Genomic DNA, 15,207 nt, shown 5'->3' with positions numbered 1-15,207 from the left:
GGGCTCGCCTCAGACACCTACCGAGCGCTTGGGCCAAGGACGTCGTATCGACGGAATATGTTGGCCGCGCGGCCATTTGATTCCCGGGTGCGCTGCGCTTACCCGGGCTACATGACGACTAGCGATCAGGCCTGGCCGGTGCTTGCCGTAGCCGGCCGCAGGCGGTTCAACAGCGGATGCAGGAACACGCCACCGAGAATGATCGCCACGCCCAGATAGAACTGCGGCGTCAGCTCATGCTGCTCGCCAAGGAACAGCATCGCCAGCACGATCGCGTAGACCGGTTCCAGGTTGGTGACCAACTGCGTGGTGTAGGCGCTCAAGTGCCTTAGTGCTACCAGCGCCAGCGCAAACGGCAGCAGCGTGCACAGGCCGGACAGGGCCAGCAGCAACAGGCCGTCGTGCAGGTTGGGCAGCACCCACAGATCGCTGGCCAAGGCTGGCAGCAGGAAGGGCAATACCGGAGCCAACAGCGTCAGGGTCAAGGTGCCCGCGCCCAGTTCCACCGCAGTGACGGTCAACGGATCGGCGTGGCCGACCATGCGCTTGTTGAGCGAACCGAACAGCGCCACCAGCAATGCGGACGCGGCACCGACTGCCACGCCCAGTCGCATGCCATCGGGCACGCCGCCAACCACCAATGCGACACCGGGCAGCACCACCACGCCCAGCGCCAATTCGCGCATCTGGAACGGACGCCGCGCAATCCACGGCTCGATGATGGCGGTGAACACCGGCGCCAGCGCGATGCAGGTGGCTGCAACCGAGGCATTGGCCAGCTTCACCGCGCCGTAGAAGGTAAGCCAGTGCAGCGCCACCAGTGCGCCGATGCCGGCATAGCCCAGCACCAGCCGCGGGTTCAAGCCCGACAGCCCGCGCCAGACCCGTGGCAGCAGCGCCAGCATCGCCACCACCAGCAACATCCGCCACCACACCAGCGGCAACGCGGGCAGGGTGATCAGCTTGCCAAGAATGGCGGTGACGCCCCATAGCAGAACGCAGAAATGGATCTGCAACAGGGCCTTGCGGGTGTCGTTGGTAGGCATCGGCGTATTGTCGCCGATGCGGGACGTTTGCGCCGCGCCGCGGGCTTCAGTTTGCGTCGATCAACCGCTGCAGTTCGCGTGCCGCTGCGGGGTTGCGGTGCTTGGCGGCGCTGATGAAGTACAGGAAGACCTCGCGTGGTGCGGCGGCTGCAGATGGTGCGGCAAGATGAGGCAGTTCGGCTGCGTCTTCGCCCTTGCGCCAACGCCGGACGCGATCGGCCCATGGTGCAAGCTCACTGGCCGGATAGCCGGTAGCGTGCTCGTCGCGGCTGCCCATCAGGCGTGCATAGACGAAGTCGCCGGACAAGTCGGCAGCGTTGGGATAGGCGGCGGAGTCGGTATAGACCAGCGCGATGCCGTGCTGGCGGATCAGCGCCACCAGCTCGGCGTCGAAGCAGCCGGGATCGCGAACTTCCAGGGCATGGCGCTGGCGGCGGCCATTGACCTGCTGTGGCAGTAATTGCAGGAACGCCGCGAGATCTTCGCGGTCCAGCGTGCGCCCGGCGTCGAACTGCCATAGCAGTGGCCCAAGCCGATCACCGAGATGGCTGATGCCATCGATGAAGTCCTCGATCTGCCCCCCGCTGCCGGCGAGTTTGCGCGCAGTGACAATACGCTTGGGCGCCTTGGCCGAGAACACGAAGCCCTCTGGTGTGGCATCGCGCCAACCGGCATAGATATGCGGCTTCTGCGCGCCGTAATAGGTGCCGTTGATCTCGATGCTGGTCAGCTGCTGGCTTGCGTATTCCAGTTCACGGCGCTGCACCAGTCCAGCCGGGTAGAACATACCACCGCGCCAGGGCACGTAGGTCCAGCCACCGATGCCGATGTGCACACCGGGCGCATGCGCTGTGCTGGAAAACAGATCGTTCAAGACAATGCCCCGGTGTTTTGTGGGGGCGGCGCAGGCCGCGAAGCCGACAATGTACCTGCACAAGGTAGTGCCGGGCCATGCTCGGCAGGGGCCTTGCCGGCAATCTCAGACGCTACGTGTAAGGCCTCTGCCGAGCATGGCTCGGCACTACACGCTGGGTGCCCACGGGTCGTAGCTACCGAACCACCACAGGTGGCCTTCTGGATCACGGCAGGCATAGCCGCGGCCGCCGTAGTCCTGGTCGGCGATGTCGATGATGATCTCCGCGCCGGCGGCCTTGGCCTGCGCATAATGTGCATCGGCATCGCTGACGATGACGCAGGCGCTCTGGGTCTCCATGCCGCCCACCTCGTCGGGTTGGATCATGTTGCTGCCCCATTCGCTGGGCTGCACCGAGCCGAGCATGATCATGCCGTTGCCGAACACCAGCTGCGCGTGATGGACGACATTGCCATCCTGGTACACCGCATGGCGCTGGAAGCCGAAGGCCGTGCACAACCAGTCGATGGCGGCGGGCGCATCGCGGTAGCGCAGGCAGGGAATGATGGTGGCGGTGGTGCGGGCGGCGAGGTCCATGGTCGCTTCTGGGCAGTTGCGGAAAGGCGAGGGTGGGCGCGCTCGCGTTACCATCGCGAGAAGACCGGTCCGCGGCCGGCATCGACACAAAAGGGAGAGCGCATTGAATAGTTGGTTGGGTGGCGGGCTGGTGCTCGCAATGGGCGTGGTGGCACCGATGGCCTCCGCACAGGAGGCAGTGCCGACGGAATTGCAGCAGCTGGATGCCACGGTGGAACGCGTGCGCCAGCAGTTCGACGTGCCTGGCGTGGCGGTGGCCGTGGTCAAGGATGGCAAGGTGATCCTGGAGCGCGGCTGGGGCCTGCGTGAACTGGGCAAGCCCGAGCCGGTGCAGGCCGATACCTTGTTCGCCATCGCCTCCAATACCAAGGCGTTCACCGCTACTTCGCTGAACCTGCTGGCAGAAGAGGGCAAGCTGAAGATGGACGACCGGGTGGTCGATCATCTGCCGTCGTTCCGTATGTCCGACCCCTATGTCACCGGCGAGATGCGCATCCGCGACCTGCTCTCGCACCGCAGCGGGCTGAGCCTGGGCGCAGGCGACCTGCTGTTCTGGCCGACCACCCGTTACAGCAATGCGGAAGTGGTCGCGCGGTTGGCGCAGGTGCCGCTGAAGAATGGTTTCCGTGACCGCTATGCCTACGACAACATCCTGTATGCGGTGGCCCAGCAGGTGATCGAGAAGGTGTCCGGGCAGTCATTTGCCGACTTCCTGCAGCAGCGCATCTTCAACAAGGTTGGCATGAGCGCGACGCGCTACAACGCCGACCATCTGCTGCCTGGCGACAAGGCCGCCGTCGGTCACGCCAAGTACGACTTCAAGGACCTGCGGCCGGTGCCGCCGCTGACCTGGTCGAACAACGCCGGTGCCGGTGGCATCTATTCCAGCGTGCATGACCTGGCCAAGTGGATGAACGTGCAGCTGGCCGAAGGCAAGCTTGCCGATGGCACGCCGCTGTTCAGCGAGAAGACCCAGCAGCAGATGTGGCAGATGCAGATCCCGCAGGTCGTGCCCAAACCGTCGGTGCCCGAGCTGGCACCGGCACGGCCGAACTTCGCCGGTTATGGCGAGGGCTGGAGCCTGAGCGACTACCGCGGGCAGAAGCTGGTCTGGCATACCGGCGGCTGGCCGGGCCAGGTGTCGCGTCTGACCCTGGTGCCCGAGCAGAACCTGGGCGTGGTGGTGCTGACCAACCAGGAATCCGGCGCCGCTTTCAATGCGATCACCATGAGCGTGCTCGACGCCATGCTTGGCGCGCAGGGCAATGACTGGGTCGCCGCCTACGCCGCTGGCGTGGCCAAGGCGCAGGGCAATGCCGATGAAGGCTGGGACAAGCATGTGGCGGCGCGCGATGCCAAGAGCAAGCCGTCGCTGCCGCTGGCGAAGTATGCGGGCACTTATGGCGATGCCTGGTACGGCGATGTGTTCGTTGAGCAGCAAGGCGGCAAGCTGCGCCTGCGTTTTGGTGCGACGGCCGATCTGATCGGCACGATGGAGCACTGGCAGCACGACACCTTCATCGTGCGCTGGGACAACCGCTCGCTCAACGCCGATGCTTTCGTAAACTTCAGCCTGGACCCGGACGGCAAGGTGCGTGAGGTGCGGATGCAGGCGGTGTCCTCGTTGACCGATTTCAGCTTCGACTTCCAGGACCTGTTGCTGAAGCCAAAGGCGGAATAAGGCGCTTGTAGGAGCGGCGTAAGCCGCGAAGCAGCTGAATCACCAGATTGCAGTTGATCGAGTGGCGGGGGCGGTATCGGCTTCGCGGCTGACGCCGCTCCCACAACCAGACAGTTCCTCATCGCCTAGACAGACACAACACAGGCCGCGATGGGACAATCGCGGCCTGTTCTGGTTTTACAGGCCGTGGCAATGCTGCGCTGGTTCGAATCCCTGATTCCCGTTTTCCCGCCGCTGGATACCCGCACGCCGCCGCGTGGCGTGGTGCGTTTCTACCTGCATTACCTGCGCCCGGTGTGGCCGGTGCTGTTGGCGACGCTGATCGCCGGCCTGTTGCTGGCCTTGGTGGAAGTGGCGATGTTCGATTTCCTCGGCCGCATCGTCGACATGCTGGCCGACAGCGCGGGCCCCGGTTTCTTCCAGCGCCATGCGGGTGAACTGCTATGGATGGCCGTCATCACCCTGCTGGCGCGTCCGCTGCTGGTGGCCTTGCACAACCTGCTGGTCAACCAGTCGATCGTGCCGGGGCTGAGCAACCGCTCGCGTTGGCTGATGCACAACCATGTGGTGCGGCAAAGCCTGAGTTTCTTCCAGAATGATTTCGCCGGCAGCGTCGCCAACCGGGTGATGCAGACCGGGACCTCGCTGCGCGAGTCGGCGGTGCAGATGGTGGACTCGCTGTGGTACATCGTGGTCTATACCGGCAGCGCGCTGTATCTGTTCGCGCAGGCCGATTGGCGGCTGATGCTGCCGCTGGCGATCTGGCTGATGGCCTATGTCGGCATCGGCGTGTACTTCGTGCCGCGCATGAAGCATCGCGCGTGGATTGCATCCGATGCGCGTTCGCGGGCGATGGGCCGTATCGTCGATGGCTATACCAATATCGCCACACTCAAGCTGTTCGCGCACAGCGGCCACGAGCAGCGTTATGTCGCTGAAGCCATCCAGGAGCTTGCTGAGAAGCACCGCGCGCAGACCCGGATCACCACCGGGCTGGAGATGGTGATCGCCGTTCTCAATGGCTTCCTGATCGTGGGTACCTGCGCGCTGGCCTTGTGGCTGTGGCAGGACAGCCTGATCAGCGTTGGGGCAATCACCCTGGCCACTGGCCTGGTGATCCGCATCCACAACATGTCCGGCTGGATCATGTGGACCATCAACGGCATCTTCGAGGACATCGGTACGGTGCAGGATGGCATGGAGACCATTGCCCAGCCATTGAGCGTGCAGGATGCAGCCGATGCCAAGCCGTTGCTTGTCACTGCTGGCGCGGTGGATTTCCAGAACGTGCACTTCCATTACGGCAAGCGCGGCGGAGTGATGGCCGGATTGAATCTGGCGGTGAAGCCGGGCGAGAAGATCGGTCTGGTCGGGCCCTCGGGCGCTGGCAAATCCACCCTGGTCAACGTGTTGCTGCGGCTGTACGACCTGGAGAGCGGCAAGATCCTGATCGATGGGCAGGACATCGCCCACGTCACCCAGGACAGCCTGCGTGCGCAGATTGGTGTGGTTACCCAGGACACCTCACTGCTGCATCGTTCGATCCGCGACAACCTGTTGTATGGGCGTCCGGATGCCAGCGAGGAACAACTGCGCGCCGCCGTTGCCAAGGCACGTGCCGAGGGCTTCATCGAGTCGCTGGTGGATGGGCAGGGGCGGCAGGGCTATGACGCCCATGTCGGCGAGCGCGGGGTGAAGCTGTCCGGTGGCCAGCGCCAGCGTATCGCCATCGCCCGGGTATTGTTGAAGGACGCGCCGATCCTGATCCTCGACGAAGCCACCTCGGCATTGGATTCGGAAGTGGAGGCTGCGATCCAGGACAGCCTGGATGAGCTGATGGGCGACAAGACCGTCATCGCCATCGCCCATCGTCTGTCGACCATCGCGCGCATGGATCGATTGGTGGTGATGGATCAGGGCCGCATCGTTGAGGCCGGCACGCATGCCGAATTGGTTGCGGCGGGTGGGCTGTATGCGCGGCTTTGGACGCGGCAGACCGGTGGCTTTGTAGCTGCCGAGGGTTGAGGTGCGCGGTGGGCGTCTGGTAGTGGGGGGGGGGGGGGGGGGGGGGGGGGGGTGGGTTGGGGTGGGTCCGCGGTGGGGGGGTGTTTCCTGTCCCCCCCCCGCCGGCGGCCGCCCCGCCCCCCCCCACTACGCTCCCTCCCTTTCGCGTAGCGAAGGGGAGAGTTGGGGAGGGGTAAGCTGTTCGCGATGTGTTGGATTGGTGGCTTCGCGGCTTACGCCGCTCCTACAAAGGCCGCTGTGGCATTGCTGGGCAGGCCCCTGCCGAGCATGGCTCGGCACTACCGCGCTTATGCCGCGCTGATGCGCGCAAGCAGCAGGCCTGCCACTACTACGGCGATTGCGACTACCACCATCAAGGCGAACAGCCAGCCACGACGACCTTGCCGTTGCCGTTTCGTCATGGCGGCATTGAACATGACGATACGTTGCTGCTCGCTGGCCGCAATGACGGCCTTGGCTTTGGCTGAACCTTCATCGGCGCCCAGTCGCCCGGCCTTGATGTCATCGGCAATGACTTCCAACTGCTGCATCACTTCGAACTGCAGTTTCTGCAATTCCAGTGCGGTGTCGTCATGGCTGGACAAGTGGGAACCCTCGCGGTTGGGGTCAGGCTGAAGGAGACTGCAAGGCTTGCCGGATCACCCGTGACACGATCGCCGGGTCATCGCTGGACAGGTGCTGCCCCAGCCGCAGCAAGCCGATGCCGAAGCAAGGCATCAGCAGGCCAGGCAGTACCGCGGGCAGGAGCATCAGGTCAAATCTGCCCACCTGCAGTGCGGCCACCGTGGTCCACAGTACGCAGAAACCAAGCCAGAAAAGCATGAAGACGAAAACCAACGGCGGCAACGCATACGCGCCGCGCAGCTCACAGCCCTGCGCGGTTGCTTGCAGGCTGCCGCGGAAGTGGGGCTTGAATGAATTCCGCATCACTGTCCGATGGTAAAGATGTACGCGCTTGTCGCTTATCGAGCCTGCGACGCTGCCGGTGGCGGTCAGGTTGCCTCGCGCGGTAGCAGCACGCAGTGCCTGCACGGCCTGCTCGGGTGAAAGCGGGCTGGTGTATGCGGCTTGCGTGCGTGGGAACAGCCAGGTCCAGAAAGGCATGCGGTCTATCGCTGCGGGGGCAGGACACGATAGCCGCAGATCCGCGCTTTGCCTATTGCGGGCTGCTGCCGCGCTTGCGCATGGCCTTCTTGACCAGGGCAGTGATCTTCTTTTCGACCTCGGGGTTGAGTTCCGCAAGGGCGAAAGAAGTCGCCCACATCGGCCCGTCATCCAGCATCGCCGTGTCGTTGAAACCCAGCGTGGAATAGCGTGCGCCGAACTTGCTCGCTCCCTGGAAGAACAGCACGACCTTACCGTCGCGCGCATAGGCCGGCATGCCGTACCAGGTCTTTGGTGTGAGCGACGGTGCAGTGGCGGAGACGATCGCATGCAGGCGCCGGGCCATCTGTTGCTCGGCTGTGGGCATCTCGGCGACCTTGGCCAACAGCTCAGCCTCGCCGTCGGCCTTCAGCTTGCCGGCTTTGGCCTCGGCCTTGAGCTCACGCGCACGTTCCTTCATGGCGGCCTGTTCTTCGGCGGTGAATCCGGTGGTTTTGGACGCGGCCATCGCAGTTCCTGCAAAGTGTGGAAGGGCAGGGCTTTTTACCGCAAGCCGTGCGCACGGATGTAAAGCGGCGGTGTAGACGGGCGGCCCACAGCATGCAGGGGCACCTGCGCGAAGCCGGTTGCTGCCGGGCCTAGCCTGCCTGGCCGAGCTCGCGTTCGATGCGTTTGTCCGGAATCAGCCAGAGCAAGGCTGCAGCTGCGTAGATCAGTTGGGCAAGATGTGCATTGGCGAAGCTCAGGGCGACGCCGCTGATGTAAAGCAGTGGCGATAATTTGCCTTTCCAGTCCTTGCCCAGTGCATGCCGCAGGCGCGAGTTCTCGCCGTCGGCAGCGACGATGCGCCGCTGCAGGATCCAATAGGCGATGGCAGCAGCCAACAGGATGCAGCCATAAAGCGCGGTCGGCAGTGGCTGCTTGTTGAAGTCATCCATCCAATGCGTGGCGAACGGCAGCAGCGACAGCCAGAACAGCAGGTGCAGGTTGGCCCACAGCACACTGCCGGTCACCTTCTGGCAGGCCTGCAGCAGGTGGTGGTGGTTGTTCCAGTATATGCCGACGTAGACGAAGCTCAGCAGGTAGCTGAGCAAGGTGGTCAGCAACGGTCGCAGGGCGTCCAGCGTAGCGCCCTGCGGTGGCCGCATCTCCAGCACCATGATGGTGATGATGATGGCCAGTACGCCGTCACTGAAGGCTTCAAGCCGGCCTTTGCCCATTGCTGTCTCCTGCATGCATCGCCGAGGAATTCGGTGCAGAACGCTAGCACGAAGCGCTGTTGAGGCCGTGTGTCGGACTTGCGGCTTGGCGGCCAGCGAGTCTGCAGGGCAGGCTGGACCGTTTGCAGGACCTATAGCAGGCGAGTGCCCAGCGGGACTTCATGTTCGGGCATGCATAGGCTGACCCGACCCTCAGCGTCGTGAAATCCGGTGACCAGGCATTCGGACATCAGTGGGCCGATTTGTTTCGGAGGAAAGTTGAGCACTGCCACAACCAGCCGCCCGACCAACTGTTCGGGGCTGTATAGCGCGGTGATCTGTGCGCTGGACTTGCGGGTGCCGAAGTCCGGGCCGAAATCCACCTGCAGGATGTACGCGGGCTTGCGGGCGGCAGTGAAAGGCTCGGCGGCGATGACGCGACCTACGCGAAGTTCAACCTTGCTGAAGTCGTTCCAGTCGATGGTCTGCATGGCGGTTGCTCGGGAGCTTGATGTCATTGGAGTGGTTGGGGCTGGCGCGATACAGGCTGATCTCCAGAACCCGTAGCGCGATCGCCAAACTCAGTCGCCTGTGGCGACGCGGTCCAGCCATAGTTCCATCGGCTGGTAGATGATTCCCATCGATTCGCTCACCTCGCCGCTGCAATGGAATCCGTAGCCGAGGTAGGCGGGCACCGAAGGCACGGAGGCGCTCACGGTCAGCATGTCCGAGCGGGCGTGCTTGATGGCTTCGGCAAGCAGGCGGCGGCCGATGCCGCGGCGCTGCAGCTCGGGGCTGATGAACAGCATTGCGATATGTCGCCCCTGCTTCAGCTCGATGAGGCCGGCGGGTTGCCCGGAAACTTCCGCCAACCACATCAGGTTGTCCTCGCTGATTCGGGAGGCAAACGCTTCCGCAGCGGCAAGCTTGCGGAACGTCGCGACGCCTTCGCCAGTGAGCGTGGAAGCAACCGAATCCATGAACGCCGCCATGCAAAGCCTGCTCGCGGCATCCACGTCGTTCGGCTTGAGCGGCCGTATGTTCATTCCTTTTCCGTTGATGTGCGGGTGGTGATGCGGGTAGTGGACATCATGCTTTCTTGAGTGCCATGCCGACGCTGGCAGGTGCGGTCAGGGTGAAACCGTACTGTTGGTAAAGACGATAGGCTTCGCCATCCGCCAGCAGGCTGACGTAGGCCGAAGCCGGCACCTCACGTTCGATGTACGCCTGGATTTCCAGCATCACCTTCTTGCCGAGACCACGGCCCTGATGCGCAGGCAGCACCGCGATGTCGACCACCTGATAGAAGGTGCCGCCATCGCCGATCACCCGACCCATCGCCACGGTTTCGCCGGCATGGGTGATCTGCACGGCGAACAGTGAATTGGGGAGACCGCGACTGGCGGCTTCCTGCGTCTTCGCGCTGAGCCCACTGGCTTGGCGCAGATGCCGGTAGGTGTCCACGGAAGGGATGTCGTGGTTGATGGTGTAGTTGGGTTCGCTCATCGTTGCATCCGGAATTCTGGTTGGCTGTGCGTCGTCGTTTCAGGAGGGCAACGCGATGGGCACGTAGACCTCGTGCCAGAGGGTGACCTTGCCGGCATCGTTGAACCGCATCAGCAGCATGGCGCGGAACAGCTCGCGGCGCCCGTCAGCGTAGCTGATCCGTGCGCGCATCGAGAACGTGACCGAAGTGCCGTCCACGAGCGCATGGTCGATCTCGTAGTCGATGCCTTCCATGCCGGCTTTCATGCCGTTGAGGAATTCGAGGTAGTTGGCAGGATTGGCCTCGTAGCGACGACCATTGGGCTCGACAATGAAGTGTTCGGCGAAGCACTCACCGATCAGTGCTTCGGTCAGTACGGAATCGCGATTGAGATGCTGGCGGTTCCAGTCGAGCACGGCATGGGCCAGCTGGAGGTGGTGCGTGCGTTGGTTTGTCATGGAACTCCGGAATGTGCGGAACGCCTGATATCGCAGCGAGCGTGGCGGCGTTGGGCAGGGTGGTTCGGCTTTCAGAGGACGGCACGGGTCTGATGATGCCGCTGGCCGAAATGGTGTGCCCTCTGTCCGTTTACGGCAATGGTGGCGGATTGCCGGGCACCGCTTGAGCCGTGCCAATGGCCGGCGACGTAGTGCCGCCCAGCACGGCCTGGGCGATCAGCTTGTCCAGACGGCGGACATCCAGGCCCTTGTTGAGGTTGACCTTGATATGACCGGCCTTGGTCCAGAGCTCGATCTCGGAGTTGAAATTGAACAGGCCGTGGCCGTTCTCCGAGGACCACATGTAGATCGAGGAGTACGGTAGCGAATAGATCTCCACTTTCTTGCCGGTGATGCCTTGTGCGTCGCGCACGATCAAGCGTTTGTTGGTGAATACTGCTGAATCACGGAAGGTTTTGTAAGCCGCCACGGCGGTCTCTCCGGGCACGAGGATGTCGTTCACGTCCTGCGGAATCGGGCATTCCGATACCAGCGTCCAGGCCAGGATTGCATTTGTTTCCATGTAGAAGCCGTCCCCCGTGATGGTGAATTGTTTTGCAGCGCAGGCGGAATTGTAGGTGGCGCGTAGATCAGGGCAATAGGCCGTAATGCATGACTGTTGGACGTGCGGGCGATGCATGTACGGCACGATTGTCCTTGTGGGAGCGGCTGTAGTGCCGAGCCATGCTCGGCAGGGGCTTCACCGTTGACGCTTCAGCCGAGCATGGCTCGGCACTACAAGGACCAAAAAAAGCCCGGGCACTGCCCGGGCTTTTCAGTGGACAAAACCAGCCGGACTTATTCGATCGGCTGTTCCAGCATCAGCTGGCGTGCGAAACGCACCGGCGGTGCGCCGTAGGACAGCATCTGGTCGTGGTAGGCCTTCAGGTTGAAGTTGGCACCCTGCTTTTCCTGTACTGCCTTGCGGGTGTCGAAGTGCTCCTGTGCACCGACGAAGTAGGTCGGCAGCTGGGCAGAGGTGAGCTGTGCGCGCACCCACTTGCCGGAGGCTTCGCTTTCCTGCTGGAACGCGTCGTGGGTCATCAGGTGCATGGCCTGCTCGCGGCTCCAGTTGTCCACGTGCACACCCTGGTCGAGGATGGCATTGGCAATGGTGCGCAGGTAGAACTTCAGCTGCACCAGGTGGAACAGCGGGTCGTTATCCAGGTAACCCTGCTCCTGCATCATGCGCTCGGTGTAGACCGCCCAGCCTTCGGCAAACAGGCCCGAGCGCAGCACTGCGCGCAGCGTCGACGGGAACTTGCCCGAGTGCCAGCCTTCCAGGTAATGGCCCGGGGTGCCTTCGTGGATGGACAGCAGGTGGATCATGCGGCTGTTGTATTCGCGCAGGAAGGAATCCACCTGCTTGTCGTTCCAGTCATCCGGAATCGGCGAGACCGCGTAGAAGGTCTTCAGGTTCTTGTCCAGCGGGCCCGGCGAATCGCAATAGGCCACGGCCACGCCACGCTGGAACTCCGGCATCAGGATGATGTCGACCGGCGCATCAGGCAGGGTCATCAGGTCATGCTTGCGCACGAACTCGGTGGACTGGTCCAGTGCAGCCTTGGCATCGTCCACGACCTTGTCGCGGGCCGGCTTGTCGGCATAGGCCAGTTCCAGTGCGGCCTCGATCGCCTTCTGCTGCTGGTCGTCGGTCGGGTTGGCTGGCATTTCCGGTGCGCCCGGCTTGTCCTTCAACACCACCTGGGCGATGCCGTACATGTCCTTGCGCACGCGGGTCAGCTCGGCGCGGGCGCGCTCGCCGATCTCGGCGCGCGACAGCGAGGAGTTGAGCGAGAACTTCAGCTTCTGGTCGTACTTTTCCGCGCCGATGCGGAACTCGCCCTTGGCATTCGGTACCAGGGTCTTGTCCAGCCAGGTCTGTTGTTCTTCGACTGCCGTGGTCAACGTGGCGATGGCGGCCTTCAGGCGTTCCTGGTCGGCGGCTTCCAGCTGGCCGATGTTGGGCACGATGAAGGTTTCAACCAGGCTGAGGATGCCGCGGTTCTGCTTGGCCACGGTTTCGGCGTGGATCTTCGGCACGCGCGCCGGGTCCAGGTTGGCACGGGCGGCGGCGAAGATCTGCGGGATCAGTTCGATGCGCGCGGTGGCCGACTTCAGGCGCTCCGGCAGCGGCGCGAATTCGCGCGCCATCAGACCGTAGATGGCGCTGCCGGCCAGGCCGTTATAGACCTGCGGGTCCCACTTCCATGATTGCATGGTTTCGTTGGACCAGATGTCCGACTGCAGCTGGTTGCGCAGGATGGCGGCATCCACCTGGTTCTCGCGGCCGAGCTTGCTGACGTCGAGCTTGTCCAGCTCGGCGAGCAGGGCCTTGCTCGCCTCCAGGCTCTTCTGCTGGCCGGCCGCGCTGAGGTCATCAAGCTGGCTGTCGTAGCGGTGATCACCGATCTGGGTGGCGCTGACCGGGGACAACTGCATCCAGGTGTCCAAAGCCTTCTTCGACAGCTCGGCGAACTGGGCGTCGGCCTGGGACTGGCCGGCCTGCTCGGTGGTGGTGGACGGCGCGGTCGGGGCGTCACCGCTCTGGCAGCCGGCGAGGCTGGCGAGCAGGGCGGCGGCGAGCAGGTGCTTGCGCATCGGTGATCCTGTTGTTGAGGTAATCCCTGAGCATAGGTGGACTGGGCCGCTGCTGCACCTGCCGTTGGTTGGTGTCAGCTTGCCGAAACGGGTGGTTGGACGAGGCCGCCATGTAGCCCGGGTAAGCGCAGCGCACCCGGGTACTTGGTTCATCCGGCCCACCGAATCCCCGGGTGCGCTGCGCTTACCCGGGCTACCCGGCTCTGCACAAATTTTTAGCCTTCGTATTCAGCCAAGTCGTTATGCTGCCGCCACGAAATCAACTGGAACATGGACGCATGAAGCAACTGCACGGAAGGACCTTGGTATTGGCGCTGGGCGCGCTGCTGGCGCTGGCTGGCTGTGCCAAACATGAGATGTCGGCCGAGAGCGCGGCGGTGGCAGCCGATGCGGTACAATCGCCAGAGGGCGCATTCCTGGCCTATGAGCACACCGTGCAACTGCAGTTGCCGGGCAAGGACATCGCGCCGCGGGTGAAGGCTGTATCCGAAGCCTGCCAGAGCGCGAAGTTCGGCGACTGCGCGGTGCTCAATGTGTCCCAGCAGGGCGGCGATACGCCCCGCGGTTCAATCAAGGTGCGGGTCGCGCCGAAGGGCGTGGAGCCGCTGATCGCGTTGGCCAGCGACAAGGGCGAGGTGACCACCCGCAACACCGAGGCCGAGGACCTGGCCCAGCAGGTTGCCGATACCCGATTGATGCAGGATCGCCTGAAGGCCGAGCATGAACGCCTGCTCGAGTATCAGCAGCGCAAGGATCTGGCGGTGGCGGACCTGCTGACGATTTCGGCGCGGCTGTCTGAGATCGAAGCCGGCCTGCAGCAGGCCAACCGTGATTCGGCGCAGCAGCACCGCCGCATCGATACGCAGTTGGTGACGATCAATATCGAATCGACCAACAGCCAGCGTAACCGCAGCGAGATTGGCCGGGCGTTCGGTGATTTCGGCGAGATATTCACCACCAGCGTGGCCTATGTGATCCGCATCGTCGCAGGCCTGCTGCCGTTGATTCTGGTTGGTGGCTTCCTGGCATGGTTGCTGCGCCTGTGGTGGCGCCGCCGCAAGAAGAAGTAATCCGCAGATTTGTGGGAGCGGCGTAAGCCGCGAAGCTGATGCCCTGAAACGACACCAGCTTCGCGGCACGGGCAAGCAAAGTGCCCACTGGCTTTTGTTGGAGCGGCGTCAGCCGCGATGCCGATGATCTGGAACGATGCCAGCTTCGCGGCTGACGTCGCTCCCACAAGAGCGGGCATCAGCCATGCAGGTGCAATTCGGGAATGCGCTTCTCGTGCGCGGCGAACAGGTCCTGGAACTCTTCCTCGTTGAACTCATCGGGCAGATAGACCGCCACCTGGCTGCTGACGCCATTGGCATCCACGCGCTCGCGTGGCCCTGCCCGCAAAGACACTTCGCGATCCTTGAAGGTGGTGACCCACGGGGTCTCGTCCCACTGGGTCACTTCGGCGTTGTCTGCATCCCAGATAACAACAATCGTAAACATGGCGTCTCAACTCTTCAGGGCGCGGTGTTCGCTGGTGATGGTCGCACCTTCGCCCATCACTTTCGTGACCGGTGTGCGGGTGGCTACGTCCAGTAGTCGTTCCCATTGTTCGTCGGTCAACGCGCCGGTAGCGGAAAGAATGCGGTGCACCTGCAGCTTACCGGCTTCATCGCGGGTAGAGGTTAGCTCGGCGTTGAACTCACCCAGCTCCCAGCCTTTTTTCTCTGCATACATACGCAAGGTAATCGCAGTGCAGGCCGCCAGTGATGCCAGGTAAAGATCGAACGGCGCCATGCCCGCGTCCTGGCCGCCCAGCCGGGCAGGCTCATCGGCGACAAGCTGGTGGATGCCGTTGCTGATGCGATGGGCGTAGTTGCTCCCCGTTGATTCAATGGTGACGTGGGCCATGGCAGCCTCCTTCAGGACGAACCGTCAACTTACTGCGACACAGCCAGCTCCGGTAGTCGCCGTTAATTGACTGCATCGTCCCAAGGCTTGAACGATGCAAGTGTTTGCCTGGGCGCTGTAGTGCCGAGCCATGCTCGGCAGAGGCTTTACCGGCCGCCCAATCCGTAGTGCCGAGCCATGCTCGGCAGAGGCCTTACCGGGAACCCCCATTGT

The 15,207-nt window shown here is 63.3% G+C and carries 18 protein-coding genes; 3 read left to right on the top strand and 15 right to left on the bottom strand.

Features of this window, described 5'->3' with window-relative positions; translation table 11 throughout:
* Positions 1-125 precede the first annotated feature (125 nt).
* The 3 genes from ACVOLI_RS18350 to ACVOLI_RS18340 all read right to left on the bottom strand — a co-directional run bounded on the left by ACVOLI_RS18350 (position 126) and on the right by ACVOLI_RS18340 (position 2,496).
* The gene (locus ACVOLI_RS18350) at positions 126-1,046 is read right to left on the bottom strand and encodes a DMT family transporter (protein ID WP_481615480.1); all 921 of its coding nucleotides are present in this window, start codon (positions 1,044-1,046) and stop codon (positions 126-128) included.
* A gap of 46 nt (positions 1,047-1,092) precedes the next feature.
* Positions 1,093-1,920, bottom strand: a complete 828-nt coding sequence (locus ACVOLI_RS18345) for a DUF72 domain-containing protein (RefSeq protein ID WP_481615479.1) — start codon at positions 1,918-1,920, stop codon at positions 1,093-1,095.
* A 147-nt stretch (positions 1,921-2,067) separates the two neighbouring features.
* Positions 2,068-2,496, bottom strand: a complete 429-nt coding sequence (locus ACVOLI_RS18340; protein ID WP_481615478.1) for a VOC family protein — start codon at positions 2,494-2,496, stop codon at positions 2,068-2,070.
* A 103-nt stretch (positions 2,497-2,599) separates the two neighbouring features.
* Between ACVOLI_RS18340 and ACVOLI_RS18335 the strand changes: the two genes are divergently transcribed.
* Entirely contained in the window at positions 2,600-4,177 is a 1,578-nt protein-coding gene (locus tag ACVOLI_RS18335; RefSeq protein ID WP_481615477.1) for a serine hydrolase, read from the top strand.
* A gap of 192 nt (positions 4,178-4,369) precedes the next feature.
* A complete protein-coding gene (locus tag ACVOLI_RS18330; RefSeq protein WP_481615476.1) occupies positions 4,370-6,202 on the top strand; it encodes an ABC transporter ATP-binding protein in 1,833 nt (610 codons plus the stop codon).
* 287 nt (positions 6,203-6,489) lie between these two features.
* Here ACVOLI_RS18330 and ACVOLI_RS18325 read toward each other — a convergent pair whose 3' ends face one another.
* The 10 genes from ACVOLI_RS18325 to ACVOLI_RS18280 all read right to left on the bottom strand — a co-directional run bounded on the left by ACVOLI_RS18325 (position 6,490) and on the right by ACVOLI_RS18280 (position 13,089).
* Positions 6,490-6,786, bottom strand: coding sequence for a hypothetical protein (locus ACVOLI_RS18325; RefSeq protein ID WP_481615475.1), 297 nt, complete (start codon positions 6,784-6,786; stop codon positions 6,490-6,492).
* A gap of 22 nt (positions 6,787-6,808) precedes the next feature.
* Positions 6,809-7,306 (bottom strand): hypothetical protein, encoded by a 498-nt coding sequence (locus tag ACVOLI_RS18320; protein WP_481615474.1) that lies wholly within the window; start codon positions 7,304-7,306, stop codon positions 6,809-6,811.
* A 52-nt stretch (positions 7,307-7,358) separates the two neighbouring features.
* Complete coding sequence (locus tag ACVOLI_RS18315) at positions 7,359-7,814, bottom strand: iron chaperone (RefSeq protein WP_481615473.1); 456 nt, start codon at positions 7,812-7,814, stop codon at positions 7,359-7,361.
* Positions 7,815-7,944: 130 nt separating this feature from the next.
* Positions 7,945-8,526, bottom strand: a complete 582-nt coding sequence (locus tag ACVOLI_RS18310) for a TMEM175 family protein (protein WP_481615472.1) — start codon at positions 8,524-8,526, stop codon at positions 7,945-7,947.
* 131 nt (positions 8,527-8,657) lie between these two features.
* Positions 8,658-8,996, bottom strand: coding sequence for a tRNA-binding protein (locus tag ACVOLI_RS18305; RefSeq protein WP_481615471.1), 339 nt, complete (start codon positions 8,994-8,996; stop codon positions 8,658-8,660).
* Positions 8,997-9,086: 90 nt separating this feature from the next.
* Positions 9,087-9,551 carry a GNAT family N-acetyltransferase gene (locus tag ACVOLI_RS18300; RefSeq protein WP_481615470.1) on the bottom strand — a complete coding sequence of 155 codons (465 nt, stop codon included), beginning with the start codon at positions 9,549-9,551 and terminating at the stop codon, positions 9,087-9,089.
* 43 nt (positions 9,552-9,594) lie between these two features.
* Complete coding sequence (locus ACVOLI_RS18295) at positions 9,595-10,011, bottom strand: GNAT family N-acetyltransferase (protein ID WP_481615469.1); 417 nt, start codon at positions 10,009-10,011, stop codon at positions 9,595-9,597.
* A 39-nt stretch (positions 10,012-10,050) separates the two neighbouring features.
* The gene (locus tag ACVOLI_RS18290) at positions 10,051-10,449 is read right to left on the bottom strand and encodes a nuclear transport factor 2 family protein (protein ID WP_481615468.1); all 399 of its coding nucleotides are present in this window, start codon (positions 10,447-10,449) and stop codon (positions 10,051-10,053) included.
* Between the two features lie 130 nt (positions 10,450-10,579).
* Positions 10,580-11,011, bottom strand: coding sequence for a PH domain-containing protein (locus tag ACVOLI_RS18285; protein WP_481615467.1), 432 nt, complete (start codon positions 11,009-11,011; stop codon positions 10,580-10,582).
* 275 nt (positions 11,012-11,286) lie between these two features.
* Entirely contained in the window at positions 11,287-13,089 is a 1,803-nt protein-coding gene (locus tag ACVOLI_RS18280) for a DUF885 domain-containing protein (RefSeq protein ID WP_481615466.1), read from the bottom strand.
* A gap of 278 nt (positions 13,090-13,367) precedes the next feature.
* Between ACVOLI_RS18280 and ACVOLI_RS18275 the strand changes: the two genes are divergently transcribed.
* A complete protein-coding gene (locus ACVOLI_RS18275; RefSeq protein WP_481615465.1) occupies positions 13,368-14,159 on the top strand; it encodes a DUF4349 domain-containing protein in 792 nt (263 codons plus the stop codon).
* A gap of 178 nt (positions 14,160-14,337) precedes the next feature.
* Here ACVOLI_RS18275 and ACVOLI_RS18270 read toward each other — a convergent pair whose 3' ends face one another.
* Positions 14,338-14,586: a hypothetical protein gene (locus ACVOLI_RS18270; protein WP_282273345.1), complete on the bottom strand. Its 249-nt coding sequence runs from the start codon at positions 14,584-14,586 to the stop codon at positions 14,338-14,340.
* Between the two features lie 6 nt (positions 14,587-14,592).
* Entirely contained in the window at positions 14,593-14,994 is a 402-nt protein-coding gene (locus tag ACVOLI_RS18265; protein ID WP_481615464.1) for an OsmC family protein, read from the bottom strand.
* Positions 14,995-15,207 lie beyond the last annotated feature (213 nt).

The sequence above is a fragment of the Stenotrophomonas sp. STEN029 genome (assembly GCF_056760015.1).
This window is presented reverse-complemented; position numbering and strand designations above follow the sequence as displayed.